The 17,759-nt window shown below is 56.6% G+C and carries 15 protein-coding genes; 10 read left to right on the top strand and 5 right to left on the bottom strand.

Annotated elements, in window-relative coordinates; genetic code table 11:
- The first annotated feature begins 14 nt into the window (after positions 1-14).
- Entirely contained in the window at positions 15-674 is a 660-nt protein-coding gene (locus tag Pla100_RS27545) for a Uma2 family endonuclease (protein WP_146582125.1), read from the top strand.
- A 564-nt stretch (positions 675-1,238) separates the two neighbouring features.
- On the opposite strand, the gene Pla100_RS27540 is transcribed toward Pla100_RS27545, so the two are convergent.
- A complete protein-coding gene (locus tag Pla100_RS27540; protein ID WP_146582123.1) occupies positions 1,239-1,691 on the bottom strand; it encodes a substrate-binding domain-containing protein in 453 nt (150 codons plus the stop codon).
- 237 nt (positions 1,692-1,928) lie between these two features.
- Between Pla100_RS27540 and Pla100_RS27535 the strand changes: the two genes are divergently transcribed.
- The 9 genes from Pla100_RS27535 (at position 1,929) to Pla100_RS27495 (ending at position 14,656) form a co-directional block, all read left to right on the top strand.
- Positions 1,929-3,491 carry a serine/threonine-protein kinase gene (locus Pla100_RS27535; protein ID WP_146582121.1) on the top strand — a complete coding sequence of 521 codons (1,563 nt, stop codon included), beginning with the start codon at positions 1,929-1,931 and terminating at the stop codon, positions 3,489-3,491.
- A complete protein-coding gene (locus Pla100_RS27530) occupies positions 3,488-4,783 on the top strand; it encodes an FHA domain-containing serine/threonine-protein kinase (RefSeq protein ID WP_146582119.1) in 1,296 nt (431 codons plus the stop codon). Before Pla100_RS27535 ends, Pla100_RS27530 begins: the two co-directional genes overlap by 4 nt.
- A 110-nt stretch (positions 4,784-4,893) precedes the next feature.
- Entirely contained in the window at positions 4,894-5,946 is a 1,053-nt protein-coding gene (locus tag Pla100_RS27525) for a type II secretion system F family protein (protein ID WP_146582117.1), read from the top strand.
- A gap of 58 nt (positions 5,947-6,004) precedes the next feature.
- Positions 6,005-7,294, top strand: coding sequence for a GspE/PulE family protein (locus tag Pla100_RS27520; RefSeq protein ID WP_146582115.1), 1,290 nt, complete (start codon positions 6,005-6,007; stop codon positions 7,292-7,294).
- 64 nt (positions 7,295-7,358) lie between these two features.
- Complete coding sequence (locus Pla100_RS27515) at positions 7,359-7,901, top strand: hypothetical protein (protein ID WP_146582113.1); 543 nt, start codon at positions 7,359-7,361, stop codon at positions 7,899-7,901.
- 306 nt (positions 7,902-8,207) lie between these two features.
- On the top strand, positions 8,208-9,488 hold the full coding sequence (locus Pla100_RS27510) for a glycosyl hydrolase family 98 (RefSeq protein ID WP_146582111.1): 1,281 nt from the start codon (positions 8,208-8,210) through the stop codon (positions 9,486-9,488).
- Positions 9,489-9,640: 152 nt separating this feature from the next.
- Positions 9,641-11,521 carry a S1C family serine protease gene (locus tag Pla100_RS27505; protein ID WP_407938261.1) on the top strand — a complete coding sequence of 627 codons (1,881 nt, stop codon included), beginning with the start codon at positions 9,641-9,643 and terminating at the stop codon, positions 11,519-11,521.
- A 46-nt stretch (positions 11,522-11,567) separates the two neighbouring features.
- Complete coding sequence (locus tag Pla100_RS27500) at positions 11,568-12,596, top strand: S1C family serine protease (protein ID WP_231603703.1); 1,029 nt, start codon at positions 11,568-11,570, stop codon at positions 12,594-12,596.
- On the top strand, positions 12,593-14,656 hold the full coding sequence (locus Pla100_RS27495) for a trypsin-like peptidase domain-containing protein (RefSeq protein ID WP_146582105.1): 2,064 nt from the start codon (positions 12,593-12,595) through the stop codon (positions 14,654-14,656). Before Pla100_RS27500 ends, Pla100_RS27495 begins: the two co-directional genes overlap by 4 nt.
- A 118-nt stretch (positions 14,657-14,774) precedes the next feature.
- Here Pla100_RS27495 and Pla100_RS27490 read toward each other — a convergent pair whose 3' ends face one another.
- From Pla100_RS27490 to Pla100_RS27475, 4 genes are all read right to left on the bottom strand, one after another.
- Positions 14,775-15,002, bottom strand: a complete 228-nt coding sequence (locus Pla100_RS27490) for a hypothetical protein (RefSeq protein ID WP_146582103.1) — start codon at positions 15,000-15,002, stop codon at positions 14,775-14,777.
- 65 nt (positions 15,003-15,067) lie between these two features.
- On the bottom strand, positions 15,068-16,756 hold the full coding sequence (locus tag Pla100_RS27485; protein WP_197168287.1) for a TlpA family protein disulfide reductase: 1,689 nt from the start codon (positions 16,754-16,756) through the stop codon (positions 15,068-15,070).
- A 108-nt stretch (positions 16,757-16,864) separates the two neighbouring features.
- Positions 16,865-17,080, bottom strand: a complete 216-nt coding sequence (locus Pla100_RS27480; RefSeq protein ID WP_146582101.1) for a hypothetical protein — start codon at positions 17,078-17,080, stop codon at positions 16,865-16,867.
- 209 nt (positions 17,081-17,289) lie between these two features.
- On the bottom strand, positions 17,290-17,673 hold the full coding sequence (locus Pla100_RS27475; protein WP_231603702.1) for a hypothetical protein: 384 nt from the start codon (positions 17,671-17,673) through the stop codon (positions 17,290-17,292).
- Positions 17,674-17,759: the final 86 nt, after the last annotated feature.

The raw sequence follows: 17,759 nt of genomic DNA, 5'->3' as shown, positions 1-17,759 counted from the left end.
CCTTTTAACCTCCAATGTCCCACGCCACCCTCATCGAAACGTTTGCCGAACGACTTGTCGAGCTTGGTGGTGTTGATCCGGCTCGTGTTCGGCTCACGCCCGCGCCCGGTACCAGCACGCTGGAAGACTTAATCAAGGTCAATCACCATGAAGACACACTGTGTGAACTCGTTGACCGCACCTTGGTCGAGAAAGCCATGAGCTACGAAGCATCCGTCGTGGCCATGACCATCGCCAGAATTCTTGGAACATTCGTTTCGTTTCAACGCCTCGGAATCGTCTCCGGTCCCGACGGGATGTTTCGGTTGCTTCCTGGAAACGTCCGGGGCCCCGATGTCGGCTATGTCTCTCGCCTGCGTTTCCCCGAAGGCCGTTTTCCCACTGCGGCCTATCCCTCCATCTCGCCGGACCTAGCCGTAGAAGTTCTCAGCCCTGGCAACACCAAAGCCGAGATGACTCGCAAGCGAATCGAGTATTTTCATAGCGGCGTGAAGCTCGTTTGGATTGTCGATTGTCGCGACCGATCCGTCGCCGTGTACACCGCCCCCGACGAGGTGGTCGTCCTGAATGAAGGAGACACGATCGACGGTGGTGAGGTGCTTCCCGAGTTCTCTGTCTGCGTCGCCGAGTTCTTCAGCGATCTGGAACTCCTCGATTCACCGTCGTCCCCGTAATCGAATTCGCGAGAACTGAATCTCCCGACTTGGTACTCCGAACTTCCACTTCACTGCGAATCGATAACTTGATTGAACCGGAAAAGTCGCCAAATTCTTCGGACGTAACGGGAGCCGGCATAAGCTCGCTTCAGACTTGTGAGATACACATGCCGATCGTGAATCAACCAAAAACACCTTTGCGAGCAAGCCTATCAGATGGGACTAGCGAGTCAGTGGAGCGAGTTGGCGAAGGAGATGGATTTCAGCGATGAAGATTGAAAAATACGAGGACCTTCTGACGGCGACCAGTCCCGGCGGACGTTTTGAAGTTGTGCTTTTTTCGTAACCCGCTGCGTAAGCTCACTGTACCACACAAGTGTGGTCGGATTGGTTGTCTGATTTTTTTCGAGAATCGGGGCCGAAAGCGTCCCATGCGTGGGACAGGTCGTTGACTCGTTGCAGTCCAAGCCAAAGAGTCTGGGCTACCTCGATGCGGTCGTGGAACTGTGCGAGCACCTGGAGTGCGCCCAACGAACCGGCGACGGTGACTCGGACTTCTAGTACGCGGCCCACTGCCCCGGTTCACCCGCCTGGGCAGATAGAACGCTTACGTCGTTTCCAGGTTTCGACTTGGCCGGTGAAGATCATCTTGACGCCATCGAGAGGAATGTTGTTGGCGTCGTTCTTCTCGTTGACGATCACCGCGATCATGTCCACGCCGGCAACGTGCTCTTGCACCATCATTCCCGCATCGGCGAGCTTTTGCTTTTCAGAGTCTTTGATCGGACGGCTCGACATTCCGATTTCTGCGGAACCATCCAGCAAGGCTGTGAAAGCGTCTGAAGAACCGAGAGCTTCGACTTTGAAGGTCGCCGAGCTGCCAGACTTTTGGTAAGCCTCGACCAACTTCGGCACCATCTCGTCGCCCAGCGTGTCCGAACCTTTCATCGTGATAGTTTGGGCGTTGGTGTTCGTCGAAACGACGCACGCAACGGTTAACAAGAAAACGAGCGACAGGTTAATTCTAAAACGCATCTGAGTGAGTTCCTCGGAAGGATGGTTCGTGGGGCGGGTTCAAGCTGAAACAATTCAGGCGCGAAGCATTTCATATCGTTCGAACGTCGGCAAGTCGCCGACCGGCTTCTCGGCGCGTTCTTCATCAAACCTTTACGACGCGGGGGTTCATCGAAAATTAACGCAAAGGAAGGTTCCGTAAACGACCGGCTTTTGGGATTCTTTCGCACCCACTCCTGACCGCCACGTGCGAGACCGATGACTCAACCGCGCCCTCTCGACGATGTACTTGACGCCGATACGGTGGCACCGGATTCGAGCGTCTCAAGTGCGACCAACGAGACAACCAGCTTGCCCATCGCCCGGCGAATCGACGATTACGAAATCGTCGACGAACTCGCCCGGGGAGGAATGGGGGTGGTTTACCGTGCCAAACAGATTTCGCTTGGAAGAGTCGTGGCGTTGAAGATGATGCTCGGCGAGCAGCATCCTGATACGGTTCGACGGTTCTTGACCGAAGCCGAATCGGCTGCATCGCTCGATCATCCAGGCATCGTCCCCGTCTTTGATGTCGGCCAACACGACGGACACTTGTACTTCACGATGGCACTCATCGAAGGCGAGAGTTTGGCCGAGCGATTGCGACGTGGGCCGATGGAACCGGATCCGGCGGCCCGTCTCGCTCGTGATGTCGCCGTAGCAATCGGTTACGCGCATCGGCAACGTTTGATCCATCGAGACGTCAAGCCAGCCAACATTCTGATCGATCGACATGGCCAACCTAGGATCACCGATTTTGGTGTCTGTAAAAGCTTGACCGCGCAGTCGGAATTGACGGCCGTCGGCCAACTGATCGGCACCCCGCACTACATGCCGCCCGAACAAGCCGGCGGAAGCTCATCGTCTTCGGAAGTCGCCAATCAACCCGTCGGACCGACAGCTGATATCTATTCGATCGGCGCAGTCTTGTACGCGATGTTGACCGGCAGCCCGCCGTTTCAAGCCGCCAACCCGATCGATGTCGTGGCTCAAGTCTTGACGCGAGAACCCGTTCCGCCGCGAACGCTGATTCCTGGTATTCCGCGTGAGCTCGAGATTATCACGCTGAAGTGTTTGTCAAAACGCAAAGGCGATCGCTATCAGTCCGGCGAGGCATTGGCCGACGATCTGCAGCGGTTCTTGTCGGGACAGCCGATCACGGCGCGACCGCCCAGCTTGGGCAGACGCATTCAACATGCGATTCATCAGCACCTTCTCGTCGCCACCGTGTCGGGGACCGCCGCACTGGTGCTGGTGTTCTTAACGCTCGTGCTGCTAATGTCGTGGATCAAGGCAAGTTGGCAGTTGAACGAACTACGGGACCAATTGGCTCAAGAACGATCAACGGCAGGATCCTACTTGGCCGCTGCGAAATCCAGCCGTGAAGACCGCGACGGAACCAACCTCATATCCTCGGACGCACACGATATTCTTGCCGCTTACGAACTGAACCGATTAAGCGATTCGGTGAAGCGACTTCGAGAGGCGGGACGTCATGAAACGGCATTACAACTTGCGATCGCTGCGGCCACGCATGCGCAAGCCAACGACCTACCTCCGACGCCGCCGATTATGGATGTCCTGACCGAAAACGCTGGCGATTCGGAAACCAACTTTGATTTGGACGGCTTGATCGCGCAGGCAAAAACGGCATCACGACAGCCGTTGAGCGAATTCGAAATTGCTTTGTACGGGTTGGCTCCGTCACCCGATCCGACCGATCCATCCACTGACGGTGCTCCGGCCGTCGTTCACGCCAACGCGAACCCCCAAACACCATGACGCCGATTCGATATGTACTGGAAATCACCGACGGACCGGATGCGGGGCGGCGTTTCGAAGTCGACTCGTCCGAACCGTTCGTGATCGGACGGGGCTCAGACAGCCATACCCAAATTCGCGATCCGAAACTCAGTCGTATTCACTGCGAACTCAATGCCCAAAACGGATCGTTGACTCTGGCCGATCGTGGAGGTGCCGGTGGCGTTCGCCTCGATGGCCGACCGATCCAACAGAGCGCTCAAGTTTCAACCGATGGCGTGATTGAAGTGGGTGATTCGCGGATCAAACTGACGTTACTCGACGGGCTCGATGCGCCGACCGTCGGTCCGCAAGTTGCTTTGGCTCCGGTGCAGTCGTCTGTAAAACAGGACACAGCCAAGCCTGATGCGTCCAAACCCGAACCCAAGTCGGTGCGTGACTTAGTCGGTCACACACTACATCGTTATCGGATCGACAAACTCGTCACTTCCAGTTCCAACAGTGTAGTGTTCAAAGCGTTCGATACGCGGCGCGAACGCGTGGTGGCGTTGAAGGTTCTGCAGCCGGCGATGGCGTCGACCGATGTGCAACGCGAGCGTTTCATCCGCGCGATGCGAACCGTGCTTCCGATCCGTCATGACAACATCGTGCGGTTGTACAAAGCGGGGAAACAAGGGCCATATTGTTGGGCTGCGATGCAGTGGGTCGATGGCATCAGCGTCCGCGAACTGATCGACCATGTCGGAGTCAGCGGAATGCTGGATTGGAAGGAAGTGTGGCGATTGGCCGTCGACATCGCTTTGGCCCTCCAGGAAGCCGAAAAACACCGAATCATTCATCGCAACGTCACCCCCTCGAACATCCTGCGTCGACAAAACGACATGCGATATTTGTTGACCGATCTGATTTTTACCCGCGCGCTCGAAGAAACCAACGCGGCTCAGTTGACACGGCCTGGTGACGTTATCGGCGATTTGTGCTTCCTCGCACCGGAACGCCTGCTTGACGCAACCCAGTGCGACGGGCGATCCGACCAATACAGTTTGGGAGCAACGTTGTACGCATTGCTAACCGGACACCCTCCTCACGAGGCGTTCGGGGTAGTGGACTTGATCGACAAGTTCCGCCGTGACGACCCCAAACCGCCACACGAATGCCAACTCGGCTTGGACGAACGATTCAGCGACGTGGTGATGAAGTTGCTACGCAAAACCCCGGATCAACGTTTCTTGTCCCCGTCGGACTTGCTTCGGCAGCTCCAACGGGTCGGACAACTTGCCGGGATCGAAGCCGGTTTGGGCGTCTGGCAGTGACTTCATGAGTTCTTCACGACAAGCTCACGCTGATACGATTCTTTCGGTCGGTCGGCTTGTTATGCTCTTCGGGCATCCGATTAGCGGCTCTTTGATGGACAGAATGAATCATGTTATCGACACGAATCGAAAATCAATCACTTAGCACGTTGTGCGAACGCGTTGGCGTGGCGTTTGAAGTCGGGCTGGACCCGTACCGCGTGTTTGATCGTGAAGCGGGCACGTCGAGTTCCCAATACAGTCGACGCATGCGATCCGTCGCCGAGCATGTTCGCGAAGGTTCGTCACTTTCCGATGCGGTGAAAGCTCAAGGGAATTACTTCCCACCGCATTTCGCAGAGATGCTAGAAGGCGGTGAACGTTCCGGTCGTCTTGATCGGGTGCTGGATCGACTTGCCGACTACTACAGTCAACTGGCTGAGTTTCGAAGCATCTTCAAGAATTCGATTCTATGGCCGATGATTCAATTGACGCTCGCCGTCTTGATCGTCGGGATGTTGATCTATCTTCCCGCCGCGCTGATTCCCGATGCGCCTGCGGAGCGACAAGACCTGATCGGCATCGGCTTGGTCGGCGAGCGGGGCTTGATGATTTACATGCTGCTCGTCGGCACGGTCGCTGGCGTGCTGTTCGTTTTGACGTTGCTGGCCAAGAACGGTTACTTCTCCTCGGTCACCGAGATGCTCGCTCGATTGCCATGGATCGGGCATAACCTCCGAGTATTCGCGGAAGCTCGATTTGTGCAAACGTTGGCGCTGACGATCGAAGCGGGCGTGGATGCGGCAGCGGCGATCGACCTATCATTCCACAGTGCCGGCACGAGGCAATTCAAGAACAAGGCCGAACAAGCCCGCATCGCAATCAAACAAGGTCGCGACATGCATTCGGTTCTCCAAGACACCGGATTGTTCCAAGAAGACACGATCGAAGTCGTCGAACTGGGCGAGGCATCCGGCCGACTTGCCGAATCGCTTGACAAGCACTTTCGTCACCTGAAGACTCAGGTGCGAAGCTCGATGGCCAAACTCACCTACCTCGCTTCGGCATTGATTTGGTTCACGATTGTCGCAGTCTTGATCCTGATCATCTTTCGAGTGTTCTCGATCTACGTCAACGGAATGGGGGATCGCGCAACGGATGTGATCCGTGGTGGCGGCGTGTAAACCTGAACTAGCTGAATCGTATCTTCTTCATCATCGATTTACATCAAAGGCTTTTCCTATGAGCACCGTCATCCATGCCAATCACGTCGAAGCGAACCCGGAAGTCAATGGTCAGGCTGCCAATGGCAGTTCTTCGGGTCTGCAAATCCAATTAACCGAAGCACGCGAGCGTCTGAAACGATTGAATCCGAAGGTTGCTTCTTACGCGACCGACTTTGTCGACATTCTGCTGAAATTCGCCGATGCTATCGCGACCAGTGACATGCACCTGCAACCGACTCTCTCGGGAACCGACATTCGTTTTCGGCACGACGGCGTCTTACAGATATTGGGTGAATTCCCATCGGGAGCGAGTTCGTCGGTCGTTTCTCGGTTGAAAGTCCTTTCGAACTTGCTGACCTACCAAAGCGACGTACCGCAAGAAGGCCGCATCGCATTACCGGGCGAGGCCGCCGAAGTGCGAGTCAGCACGTTCCCGACACTCTATGGTGAACGAGCGGTGCTACGTTTTTTTGGGCGGGGTTCCCGCCTGAAACAACTCAGCGATTTAGGACACACGCCCGAAGTCACGCAAGCATTGATCGACACGATCGCCGAAACCAGCGGTGCGATGATCGTGACCGGCCCCGCCGGCAGCGGGAAGTCCACGACGCTATACGCGATGCTGCGAAAACTCGTCCGGTCGACCGGCGGCAACCGCAGCCTGTTGTCGATCGAAGACCCGATCGAAGTGCCCGTTCCGGGCGTTTCACAAAGCCAAGTCAATGTGCCTGGCGGGTTTGATTTGCACACCGGATTGCGGTCGTTGTTACGACAAGACCCCGAGGTCATCATGATCGGCGAAATCCGCGATCCGTTGACCGCTGAAATCGCGATCCAAGCCTGCTTGACCGGACAACTGATGCTGACGACTTTTCATGCCGACAGTACCGCGACCGCGATCAGCCGATTGCTGGACATGGGAATCGAACCGTACTTGTTGCGAAGCGGCGTCATCGGAATCTTGAGCCAGCGGTTATTGCGGAAAGTCTGTGAATGTGCCCAAGAGTCCACGCAACCTAATGATTTTTGTGGTCTGCCGGTGGATCGTTGTCTTGTGCCACGGGGATGCGATGCGTGTAACCAAACCGGCTACCAAGGTCGTGTCGTAGCGAGCGAGTTTCTGTCGCTGAAAGATTCCTCGCTCGCCGACCAAATTCTCGATACCAAAGACAGCCGCGCGATCTACCGAATTGCAATCGACCATGGGATGAAATCGTTGTGGGAACGAGCCACCGAATTGGTGCGTGAAGGCATTACGAGTCCGATCGAGGTTCGGCGCGTGCTGGGGATGACCATGCGAATCTGACAGAGTGACGACCGAACGATCCGCCTGCCCCGTCGTTTCCCGATCCGAAATGTAAATTCAATCCATGAACATCCACTCTGGCCATACCGATTCGAGTCTTCCCGCCGATTCACATAGCGGCTATTCGTTCGACCGATCGCCGAGCGGGGAGGATCATGAAGTCGATGAGTTTCGGCTCAAGCCCAATGTTCCGCGTCCAACGATCCATTCGGGAACCGATCACATTGCTGCACCGGCTTCTCAGGACTTGCTTGAGCGTCGAGAGCAATCCGCGGAAACCTACAATTCGACTTCGGGGAGTTATCCCAATGTGCGACATTATCCCACGCTCGAGTCGATGCAACGTCTCTACAAGCTATTCGGGTACGTAACCGTTGCGGTCGTGTTCCCATACTTGATCTTTCGGTTGGTCTACCTGTTGATGACCACCGAAGAAAACTTATTGGTCGAGCTAGGGACCTTCAGCGAGTTTGCTGTTCCGCTGATTCTGCTTTCAGTCGCGGCGACTGCGACGCTGTTTGGCGCAGCCGAAGGAATCCGATTGGCGATGGATATCCAAGACAACACCTTACGATTGGCCAATCACCACGACCGCTTCCGCCGTTGACCACGGATGTCTCGCTCAGTGGCGGATAAGTTCGTAGCCTGCTTTGTTGACCATACTCAGGGGCGAATGAATGCGGCGGCGAACGGTCGTCGGCAAGATGATCGAAGCTAAGGGCCAAACCAAACGGAGCCACTATATGGCCAGATCAAGGGGCCTAGCTTGCTTAAGTGGCAGACGCCTCATTTGGGGAAACGTGATCGGCTGGTATTCGCTACCGACCGGAATTCACTACTATAGAACCTGAAAGACTGATAAAGTCCAATGGCGTTTCGCCTTTTCCGCACTTCTATGCCCCCGTTGCTCACCATGATTGACCCTCGCCTTCGCTTCGTTTTTGCTCGCCGAGGTTTTGTCATTTGGATCGGATTGTTTGCGATCGGAGTCGTTTCGGAATCGACAGCCGCGACGGTCGAAGTCGCGGTCGTCACAGCCGACGGTGAATCCGTCACCGGCGGGCTCGCGGAGATGAGCGACGTGGCGATCGCCTTGGATCTCGGTTCGGAAGTTCGAACGATTCCGCTAGAAAACGCGTCTCGGATCGATTTTTCACATTCATCGCTCCCGCCCTTGCCCACCGTCGTCGAGCTGCGCAGCGGATCAAAGATCCGCGTTTCGCAGGTGACTTGGGATGGCGACGACTTGAAATTAACGCCATCGCGGCAGGCTCCGTTGACGCTGCCGGTCGCTCGCTTGCGGTCCATTCGCTACCGAACCGGCAACCCCGCGACCGACACGACATGGTTGGGCTGGAACGAAGACGCCCGGCGGGGCGACCGTTTGGCGGTAAGGCGGGATGAAAAGACACTTGATTCGATCGACGGTACCGTTGTCGGGATCGGGCCCCAAACGGTTCAGTTTGAAATGGCGGGCAATACGATCGCAGCACCGATCGCGAAACTCGAAGGTATCTTGTTTTCGTCGACCAACCCGAATGCCGAATCACCCGCAGATCCGATCCGCGTCGTTGATACGTCGGGATCGCAATACCTCGCTGCTTCCGTTCGTTTGGCACCGGAAAGCGAGCATTTAGACATTCAACTGCCCGGCCAAATCGGACATTCGATCCCCTTGGACCAAGTCATGTCGATCGGATTCGCCGGCGGAGTGTTGCGTTTGGTCGAGGCGGAAGTTGCATCGTCCCGGTTCCTGGCGGGGCAGAACTCCGACGCGTTTCCGGCGTGGATGCAAAATTGGTTCGAACCCCGGGCGGGCGAAGAGGGTAGTGATGATTCCGACGTGGTCTTGATGCGATCACCGAGCGAGATTCGATTTCGGATCCCCGAGGGGTACGAAAAGCTCAAAGTAGCCGTTCGACGGCACCCGGAGGTGGATTGGTTCTTGCCGGTGGGTGTTGAAGTCCTGACCGACGAGGAAGTCGTATGGTCGGCAACGCTCGAGGATCGCGAATCATTGGGTTTGGAATTGGAACTCGGCGATGCCCGGACGGTGACGTTGCGAACGTCCTCGATTGGCAGGGAAAGAGACTCAACAACATCAGCGGATCCCACCAAAGATCGGTCAAACAGCCTCCTTCCTCATCAACTCGGCGGTCAAATCCAATGGTTCGGCGGGCGGCTATTAAAATGAACGGAATGAAAGCTCTGATACCCACGACCTTTTTTTGCCGCCGACGGGGATGGCAAGTTCTAAAGCGGCGAGTCCCATCACGATGGCTCATCGGCTTGGAATGCTTTGCCTTGTTCGGTTGGGCTATTTGCGGAACGAATCCGTTCGGTTCAATCTCGACCGTTCACGCCGAATCGGGCGTCGGCCCCGCAGGAAATGGTGACTTGATCGCCCGCGTTGAAGCCCAGCGGATCGCCGCGGTTGCCAAAGCGATTCCGTCGACCGTTTGCGTCTTTGTGCCCGGCGGCGGAGGTGGAGGCTCGGGCGTGCTGATCTCGCCGGACGGTTATGCACTGACGAATTTTCACGTCAGCAGTCCCGCCGGGACGTACATGCGATGTGGTTTGAGCGACGGTAACGTTTACGACGCCGTGATTGTCGGAATCGACCCGGTCGGCGACCTGGCGTTGATTCAATTGCTCGGACGCGATGATTTCCCCACCGCCGACTTTGTCCCCAGCCGATCGGTGTTGATCGGCGATTGGTGTTTCGCGATCGGCAATCCATTCTTGCTGGCGACGAACCTTCAACCGACCGTGACGGCGGGCGTGATTAGCGGCACACGGCGTTACCAGTATCCGTCGGGTACGTTGCTCGAATACGGTAGCTGCTTTCAAACCGATGCTTCGATCAACCCCGGCAATTCAGGCGGTCCTCTCTACGACGCATCGGGTGATCTGATCGGGATCATCGGCCGCGCTTCATTTGAAAAACGCGGCCGGGTCAACGTCGGCGTCGGCTACGCGATATCGGGTGACCAAGCACAAAACTTCCTGGGATCATTGCACAGCGGTCGGATCCTCGATCACGCGACTCTCGGTGCAACGGTTGGTACCGAGGACGACGGCTCCGTTCGCGTAACGAACATTTTGGCCTTCAGCGACGCGCACCGTCGTGGGCTGCGTTATGGCGACGAAGTCTTGGAGATCGACGGACATGTCGTTCAGACCGCCAACGATGTGCAGAATTTGCTCGCGACTTTTCCTGCCCAGTGGCGAATTCCGATCGCCTACCGACATGACGGTGAGGTGGTCGAAACGGCGATTCGTTTGGCCAGCGTTCATCGAGGCAGCGAACTGCTTGAAAAGATGAAGTCCGCGCTCCCTCCACCACCTCCGGCCCCGCCCAAACCGCAAGCACCGGATCCCGAAGGCGATGCAGATGAGGAAAGCGAAGACGCTCAAAAGGATGACAAGAACGAAAATGCACCGCCCGAACCAGACGAGGATGCCGATCGGCCTCAAGACGCCAGTGGCGAACCGATTCCGGATGCCGCAAACCAACGGATCGAAGAACGCCAAGGTTTCGCCAACTACTATTTCAACCGGCAACATCAAGACCGATTCATCGGCCGATTGCGTGCTGAATTTCAAATGATTTCGCCGGACGGGCGGCCATGGAAACTGACCGGAAAGGTCACGCTGGCGAATGCCGAAACGCCGCAGTTGTTCTCGATGACGATCGATGGTCAGTCGGGCGAATTGATGGTCGGTGATCAACTAATGGACGCATCGAGTCCTGACGACTTCGTTCAAGCGGTCGACCGCTCGACCGTCCCGGCCGTGCTCAGCGGTTTGAGTTCGCTGTATCGAATGCTCGAGGTCGGTCCGAACGAATTCGGTGAAACGTATTATTGGGGCACCGCACCTTTAATGGGACAACGTCCGTTGCGAGATTGCACCATCGGAGTTCGAAACGCTCTCGAAAATCGTTTCTTTCAAAGTTCCGATGTCGATCAACTCGAGGTCATCGAAGTGTTCGCTGATCGCGACGGTGATCCGGCGGAACTATGGTTTGATGCCTCCGAAGTGGTTCGTCAAACGACATCGGAGAATTTCTCTAGTCGCAAATTGAATGCGTCGGCAACCGCGCCGACGACGCAGCCCGATGATCAGCTACCAAAGAACATCCAATTACGATTCGGGCTCGACCCGATCGCGACGTTCGAGATCGATTCTTGGACCGTTGAAGGGGAGACCGAAGATGCGTCATAGGATGATACCAAACCGATCTTTCCGATCGAGTGTGATCAAGCAGTACATGAGGCGGTTGCATGGAGTCGCGGTTTTGTTGCTCGTGATCTTCGCTACTTCACCATTGGCCGCTCAACCTTCGCTGGCCCGGTCAAGCGACCAGGTGCAAGATCGGGTGGTGAAGATCTACGGTGCGGGCGGACTAGGTGGACTGGACACATTCCAAAGCGGATTCCTGGTTTCGCCGGTCGGGCACGTGGCGACGGCATGGAGCACGGTGTTGGATGTCACTCCGTTTGTCATACTCAGCGACGGCCGACGGTTCGAAGGCGAAATCGTCGGTTTCGAGCCTGAATTGGAACTGGCTGTTTTGAAAATCGACGCGGGTGATCTTCCTTTCTTCAAGGTACCTCAAGAATCCGATCCGTCGTCCGTTCCAACGTCTATTCCGACGTGGGGAGATCCTGTTCTTGCGGTTAGCAATCTCTTCAACATCGCCACCGGAAATGAACCCGCAAGTGTTTTGCAGGGGCGCATCGCAGCCCGCAGCAAATTGGACGCTCGTCGTGGAACGTTCCAAACCGCCTATCGAGGCGAGGTTTGGTTGCTCGACCTCGTCGCCAATAACCCCGGTGCGGCCGGTGGTGCGCTAGTGGATCTCAGCGGCAATCTGTTGGGGATGCTGGGCAAAGAACTGCGAGATCGCAAGACCGGCGTATGGCTCAACTACGCGATTCCCGCAGACGTCCTGCGAGGCCCGATCGGAGATATCATCGCCGGGCGTAAGACCGTCCTGCCGTCGACCGATCAACCACTCTTGGCTCGCGAACGTGCCCACTCCCCGGACGGCCTGGGGATCGGCTTGATCCCAGACGTACTCGAGATGACCCCGGTTTACATCGATACCGTCGCCGCCGATTCGCCGGCCGCCGGCAGCGATCTCAATCCTGATGATCTGGTGTTGCTGGTCAACGGACGACGTGTTGCTCATCAACGTGAATTCCGAGATCAACTGCGACGGATCGACCGCCGCGACAATGTCATTCTGACGATCCAGCGCAACAACGAGATTCTCGAAGCAGTATTACGCCCATGAAAGTTCTGTCCAAGTTGGTGGCCGTATGGTTCACATTAATTTGCGTAACCGCCACGGCCCAAGAAGGCATCAACCCGATCGCTTATCAACAAGCCGTCGCCGAGCGTATCCGAAACATCGCCGAGGAAATCTTGCCGTCGGTCGTCAGCATCGAGGTGATCGGTGTATTGCAATCCGATGGCGAGGTGCGCCAAGACGCACCGACATGCGGCGTGATTGTTGACAGCGACGGATTTATCCTCGCGTCGTCTTGGGTCGTTCGCAGTGAGGCGGCCAGCATCATTGTTTCAACCGGCGATGGCAATCGTTACCCGGCGAAGGTCGTCGGACGCGATGAACACCGCGACCTCGTGCTATTGAAGATCGACGCCAAGGGAGCCGCGTTGGAGGCGATCGAGCTAACCGCGTCCCAAACGTCACCGCCGATCGGTTCGACGTTGGTCGCGTTGGCCCGTTACGGGGAGTCGAACGTTCCGATCATCAGTTCAGGCGTGATGTCGGCGGTCGATCGTCTTGACGGGACCGCGATCCAGTCTGACGTGCGTATTTCCCCAACGTTCTACGGCGGGCCGTTGTTGGATTTAAATGGGAACGTCGCGGGCATCTTGATCCCGGCGGTAGGTGAAAACGGTGCCGATGATCCCACCGCCTGGTACGATTCAGGAATTGCTTTCGCCGTTCCCACCGACGTGATCGCGGCAAAGTTGAAGCGGCTAAGAGACGGCGAAACCATCCAAGCTGGCCTACTGGGACTGGTCATCGGCGGCAGCGACCCCTACGCCCCTGGAACGACGATCGCCACGCTTCGCAAACGCTCACCAGCGGATCGATCGGGCCTTCAAGCGGGCGACGAACTAACGCGGGTGGGTGATCGCCCCGTTCGACGACAACAAGAAATCAAATTGGCCCTGGGACGTTACGACGCCGGGGACGAAGTCGAACTGGAGGTCAAACGCGATGGTCGATCCAAGGTCGTCGTGGCGACACTCGTTGACGCGATCGAGCCGCTTCGCCCCCAGTCGATCGGGGTTGCCTTGGAAGGGCTGAAGGTTGCATCGATCCTGCCGGATTCGCCCGCCGACGGGTTGATTCAAGTCGGCGACGAAATCGAATCGCTCGACCGCACCAAACTCCCCAACGCTGCGACGTTACGCCAACAGCTATGGGCGGCTGACCCAGAAACCAAATTGACGTTCGGCGTCCGGCGCCTCGACGATTCCACCAAAGAAGAACCAAAACCTGCGCCGGAGAACGAGATCTCGATCACCCCCAAGCCATGGTCAGGTGAGTTTTCGACGACCGTGATCGAATCGCTCGGGAAGTTACCCGCGACCGGAACCGGCCAATCGTGGGAGGCGACCGAAATACGATTGCCGGACGTCGTGAACCAAGCGTATTTGTGGCATCCCGCTCGCGTTGTTGAGGATGCGAAAGAAACATCCGAGCAAGGGGCGAAAGCGGATCCCACGGGCTCGACGCTTTCGACGGGCTTGGCGATCGTGCTCCTGCCACCCTCGCAGCGTGACGTTGCGGACGCCATGGTTTCGTGGAAGCAAACTGCCAAATCCCTCAACGTGGCCGTTTGTTTGATCGCTAGTCAAGACGAACAACGCTGGAGTCTTTCCGAAATCGATGCGATCTCGAAAATCACCGCGGCCGCGATTAAGCAATCCGCTGCCGATCCGAACGCAGTCGCTGTCGTCTCCGCCGGGATCTTGTCAACCCAAACCGTGGCCCCGACCAACTCTCCGAACGAGGCCCCGATCAAAGGCAAAGCGAATCCGGCCGACGCGATGGCTTTGGCGGTTTCGCTGTCTACGGAAAACATTTACCAAGGCGTGGCGATCCCATCGTCAACCCAACCTCCCGGCATACGATTACGACGCGACGCACCGATGCGATTGTTGCGGGTACTGATCACGGGTGACGTCTCCGAAATGCCGCCGTGGACCGAAACGCTCACCCGGATCGGATGCCCGGTTCAAACATTCGACGAAACGATCCAACAGGTCGATCGGCGAACCGTGCTGAGTTGGTGCCGCTCGTTATTGTTCCTATAAACTCGCGCCCGACAAACATCCAAATGGACGGGCTTTAATAGCAACCCGCAGCGTGAGCGAGGGATTCCTGATCATCCCTCGCTCACGCTGCGGGTTACCATTGCTTGGGCCGTGATGCTCAGAGCCAATCGAGCTCGGTGATCTTGCGGAGTCGTTCTTCGAAATTGCCTAACAGGCCGCCGACCATGACCCATTCGTCGCGTGAGCGCAGCTCGATCTCGCCGAACTTGTTGATCCGCAAGATCGAGTCCCCGTTGACGCCGGCGCGGTGCAATTGCCCCATGTCGATTTCGCCTTCATTGATGACGTCCAGCAGCGTTTTGCCGGTAAGCTCGATGAACTGCATGATCGAAAGCTCTCAAACGAAAATCAATGGCCAATGAATTAAACGGACAAGGATGAAAGCATAATTCAGCGGAGTAGTTTTTCGACCTTTTCAGTCAGATCTTCGCCAGAAAATTCAACCGAAACGACTTTGCCGTCTTGATCGATGATCGCGACGAAAATCAACGATACCGCTCCAAACCGATAAGCGACTTCATTGGTAATGTCGGCTGATGGGTCCGATTCGCTGCGGAAACTTGGGAAGTTCAGGCCGTTTTGTTTCATGAACCCCCGGACATCTGTCCCTGACAAATCTAAGTTCATGCCGACGATCGCCACCCGGTCTGGATACTGAGCTTGAATGTTTTGCAAATTCGGCAACACGGCCAGTGAATCAGGAAACGCGCCGGACCAAAAAGGCATCAGCACGACGTTTCCACGCAAGTCCACCATTGATAACTCTTGGCCGTCGACGGTCGGTAAGTCTGGCATGAAGACTTGTCCGATGACGGCTTCTCGATTGCGTTTGGCTTGGATCGCCGTGCGGGCCTCGCGACCGATCGCGTCCTGACGATCGATCACTTTGGCCTCCAAGCGTTCGTAGGTGGCGTCGGCGATGTCGTCGCGACCGATCGCTTCACTCTCCAAACTCATTCCCGCGAGAAACTGGACGGTCAAGAGATCAACTGAATCCTCAAGCACCGCGTCGACCGCCTCGCCCCACTGCTCGGCGGTGACCCCTGCTTGGTCATTCGGCGGATCGACAATGGCCATCCGGAGTTCTTCGAGCCGCTGCAGTTTCGGATCGAGTTCGCCAAAGCCTGAGGCGGCGATCATGGCGGCCATTTTGGCGACTTCCGGATCAGCCGACCCGGCGAATCGATCGAGGATCAACTGCCGAACCTGAGTTGCTTCGTCGCGATGCTCGTACTGCAAAAGCGTGTCTTTGGCTTGGCCCATGACCATCAGGGTGGCGACATCGACGGGTTGGTCAATGGCAGCGGTTTCTCGCATTAGCTGCAATACACGTTTCGCTGCACCTTCTTTGCCATGTCGAATCGATTCGATGGCAAAACCGATCAGCACCAGCCGGCTGTCGGATCGTAGCTCAGGATTGGGATCGTTGCGAAATTGCTCGGCAAACTCTTGCAACTTCTCGGCGGATGCCAGATCGCCCATCGAGGCCAAGTGCGACATCGCTTGCAGATAACCTCGGCGTCCGATCGTTTTGCCTTTCGTATCAGCTTGTGGATCGTTCATCAATCGTTCGGACGCGGTACGTTTGAGGCGGACGACCCGGTCGACCTCGCTCTGGATCGCTTGGGGATCGGTGATCCCTGATTGACCGTTGATCAGACCGCGCATTTCGCGATCGACTTCGCCGAGGAACGCGGCCAATTGGGTCGGCGTCAAGTCGGCGCGGAGCTGTGGATCGTCGGCATTTTGAATCTTGGCGATGGGCAATGATTCAACGCCCGAGTCCTTGTTCGGAATCGCGCCGTCCGAGTTGACGTCGGGACGTTGCTCCATCGATTCAGCTAACCAAGAGCGATCACCGGGCGAATCGGGCGATCGTGCCTGCGAGGTTGCGAGCTGGGATGACGAGGAATTTGGTCGTGAATCCGGAGGGGAACGATCTTCATCGTTCGAAACCGAGACGGCAGAGCGATCCGTCGCGATCTCCGTTGCAGCTGGTTCAGTCGACCCGCCGCAACCTGAGCATGCCAACCAACCTAGCAACACCAAGCCGGTTGCCGATTTGAACTGTGGTGACATGCTGATTTCGCTCCCATCGAGTTGACACGACTGCCGGCTGCCGAACGCATTGTCGCAAGCAGCCAAATCGGAAGTGTAAACCGATCGCAGCGAGATCGCATCCCCGACTTAGGCGGCGTGCGAGTCCAGCTCAAGAGCCTCGATCAGCGAGGCGAATCGTTCGTTGGCGACTTGGCGACGCTCGATTCGTTCCGAGACGCTCCAACCGCTACGAATCTTGCAAACGCGGCGGAGAATCTCAACATCCGACGGCATCGTCTCACTTTGAGACGGGGCGACGATATTCGAGACGATTTCTTGAGCGGAGGTGGTCGCGGTCAACATGGTTATTCTTCCTGAAAAGGGGACTTGAAATAGTCGACGGCTGGATCAGCCGTGTTGCCGGTTGTAACGACGATGCGACCTATCGCAGACGGTGTGCCAAAGTGGACAGTTCGCTCGTCAAAAAGTTCGCAATTTTTTTCGAGGCGTCAATTCGGCTGGAATCCGAGTTCAACCGTCCCCAAATGCGGTCGTTTCGTCCGAATCTCAAATCAAGGGCGACCGGCGGCGAGCAACTCTTTTTCAAAGTCTTGCAAATTTTGCCAACGTCGATCGGGTAGTCGCATCAACATCAATTCATCCGGATTTCCCCACGTCGAGAACAGGTCTCGGAGCCGATCACGCAGCAAGCCGACGCCGGCCGGCTGATCGATTCGCCCATGTAAATCAACGTATTGCACCTGATTCCCGTCGTCGTAGACGGTTCCGTCGATTTGCCAACCTTCGGACTGATTGGCCCACGTTAGCGAACCATCCCACTCGAAAAAGAGTCCTTGTAGGGCGATCATCGGCGGAGCGACCTCCTCGAGAGAGCGACCCAGAGGTCGGCCCTCACCACGGTAAACGTACGACTGGAAAGAAAAAACGGCGGCCATTGCGATGAATTCCTGATGGAAGGTCGTAACCAAACTGATTAAATCGCGTTAAAAGGATGCCAAACGACGGTCAATCGGCACCGAAA

This window comes from Neorhodopirellula pilleata (assembly GCF_007859915.1).
GTDB classification, from domain to species: domain Bacteria; phylum Planctomycetota; class Planctomycetia; order Pirellulales; family Pirellulaceae; genus Rhodopirellula; species Rhodopirellula pilleata.
This window is presented reverse-complemented; position numbering and strand designations above follow the sequence as displayed.

What these genes read in the sequence shown, in the direction of transcription:
- Pla100_RS27535 (WP_146582121.1), top strand. Translation starts at nt 1,929, where the DNA reads ATGACTCAACCGCGCCCTCTCGACGATGTACTTGACGCCGATACGGTG.
- Pla100_RS27495 (WP_146582105.1), top strand. Translation starts at nt 12,593, where the DNA reads ATGAAAGTTCTGTCCAAGTTGGTGGCCGTATGGTTCACATTAATTTGC.
- Pla100_RS27500 (WP_231603703.1), top strand. Translation starts at nt 11,568, where the DNA reads ATGAGGCGGTTGCATGGAGTCGCGGTTTTGTTGCTCGTGATCTTCGCT.
- Pla100_RS27545 (WP_146582125.1), top strand. Translation starts at nt 15, where the DNA reads ATGTCCCACGCCACCCTCATCGAAACGTTTGCCGAACGACTTGTCGAG.
- Pla100_RS27480 (WP_146582101.1), bottom strand. Translation starts at nt 17,080, where the DNA reads ATGTTGACCGCGACCACCTCCGCTCAAGAAATCGTCTCGAATATCGTC.
- Pla100_RS27540 (WP_146582123.1), bottom strand. Translation starts at nt 1,691, where the DNA reads ATGCGTTTTAGAATTAACCTGTCGCTCGTTTTCTTGTTAACCGTTGCG.
- Pla100_RS27525 (WP_146582117.1), top strand. Translation starts at nt 4,894, where the DNA reads ATGTTATCGACACGAATCGAAAATCAATCACTTAGCACGTTGTGCGAA.
- Pla100_RS27515 (WP_146582113.1), top strand. Translation starts at nt 7,359, where the DNA reads ATGAACATCCACTCTGGCCATACCGATTCGAGTCTTCCCGCCGATTCA.
- Pla100_RS27520 (WP_146582115.1), top strand. Translation starts at nt 6,005, where the DNA reads ATGAGCACCGTCATCCATGCCAATCACGTCGAAGCGAACCCGGAAGTC.
- Pla100_RS27510 (WP_146582111.1), top strand. Translation starts at nt 8,208, where the DNA reads ATGATTGACCCTCGCCTTCGCTTCGTTTTTGCTCGCCGAGGTTTTGTC.
- Pla100_RS27530 (WP_146582119.1), top strand. Translation starts at nt 3,488, where the DNA reads ATGACGCCGATTCGATATGTACTGGAAATCACCGACGGACCGGATGCG.
- Pla100_RS27490 (WP_146582103.1), bottom strand. Translation starts at nt 15,002, where the DNA reads ATGCAGTTCATCGAGCTTACCGGCAAAACGCTGCTGGACGTCATCAAT.
- Pla100_RS27475 (WP_231603702.1), bottom strand. Translation starts at nt 17,673, where the DNA reads ATGGCCGCCGTTTTTTCTTTCCAGTCGTACGTTTACCGTGGTGAGGGC.
- Pla100_RS27485 (WP_197168287.1), bottom strand. Translation starts at nt 16,756, where the DNA reads ATGTCACCACAGTTCAAATCGGCAACCGGCTTGGTGTTGCTAGGTTGG.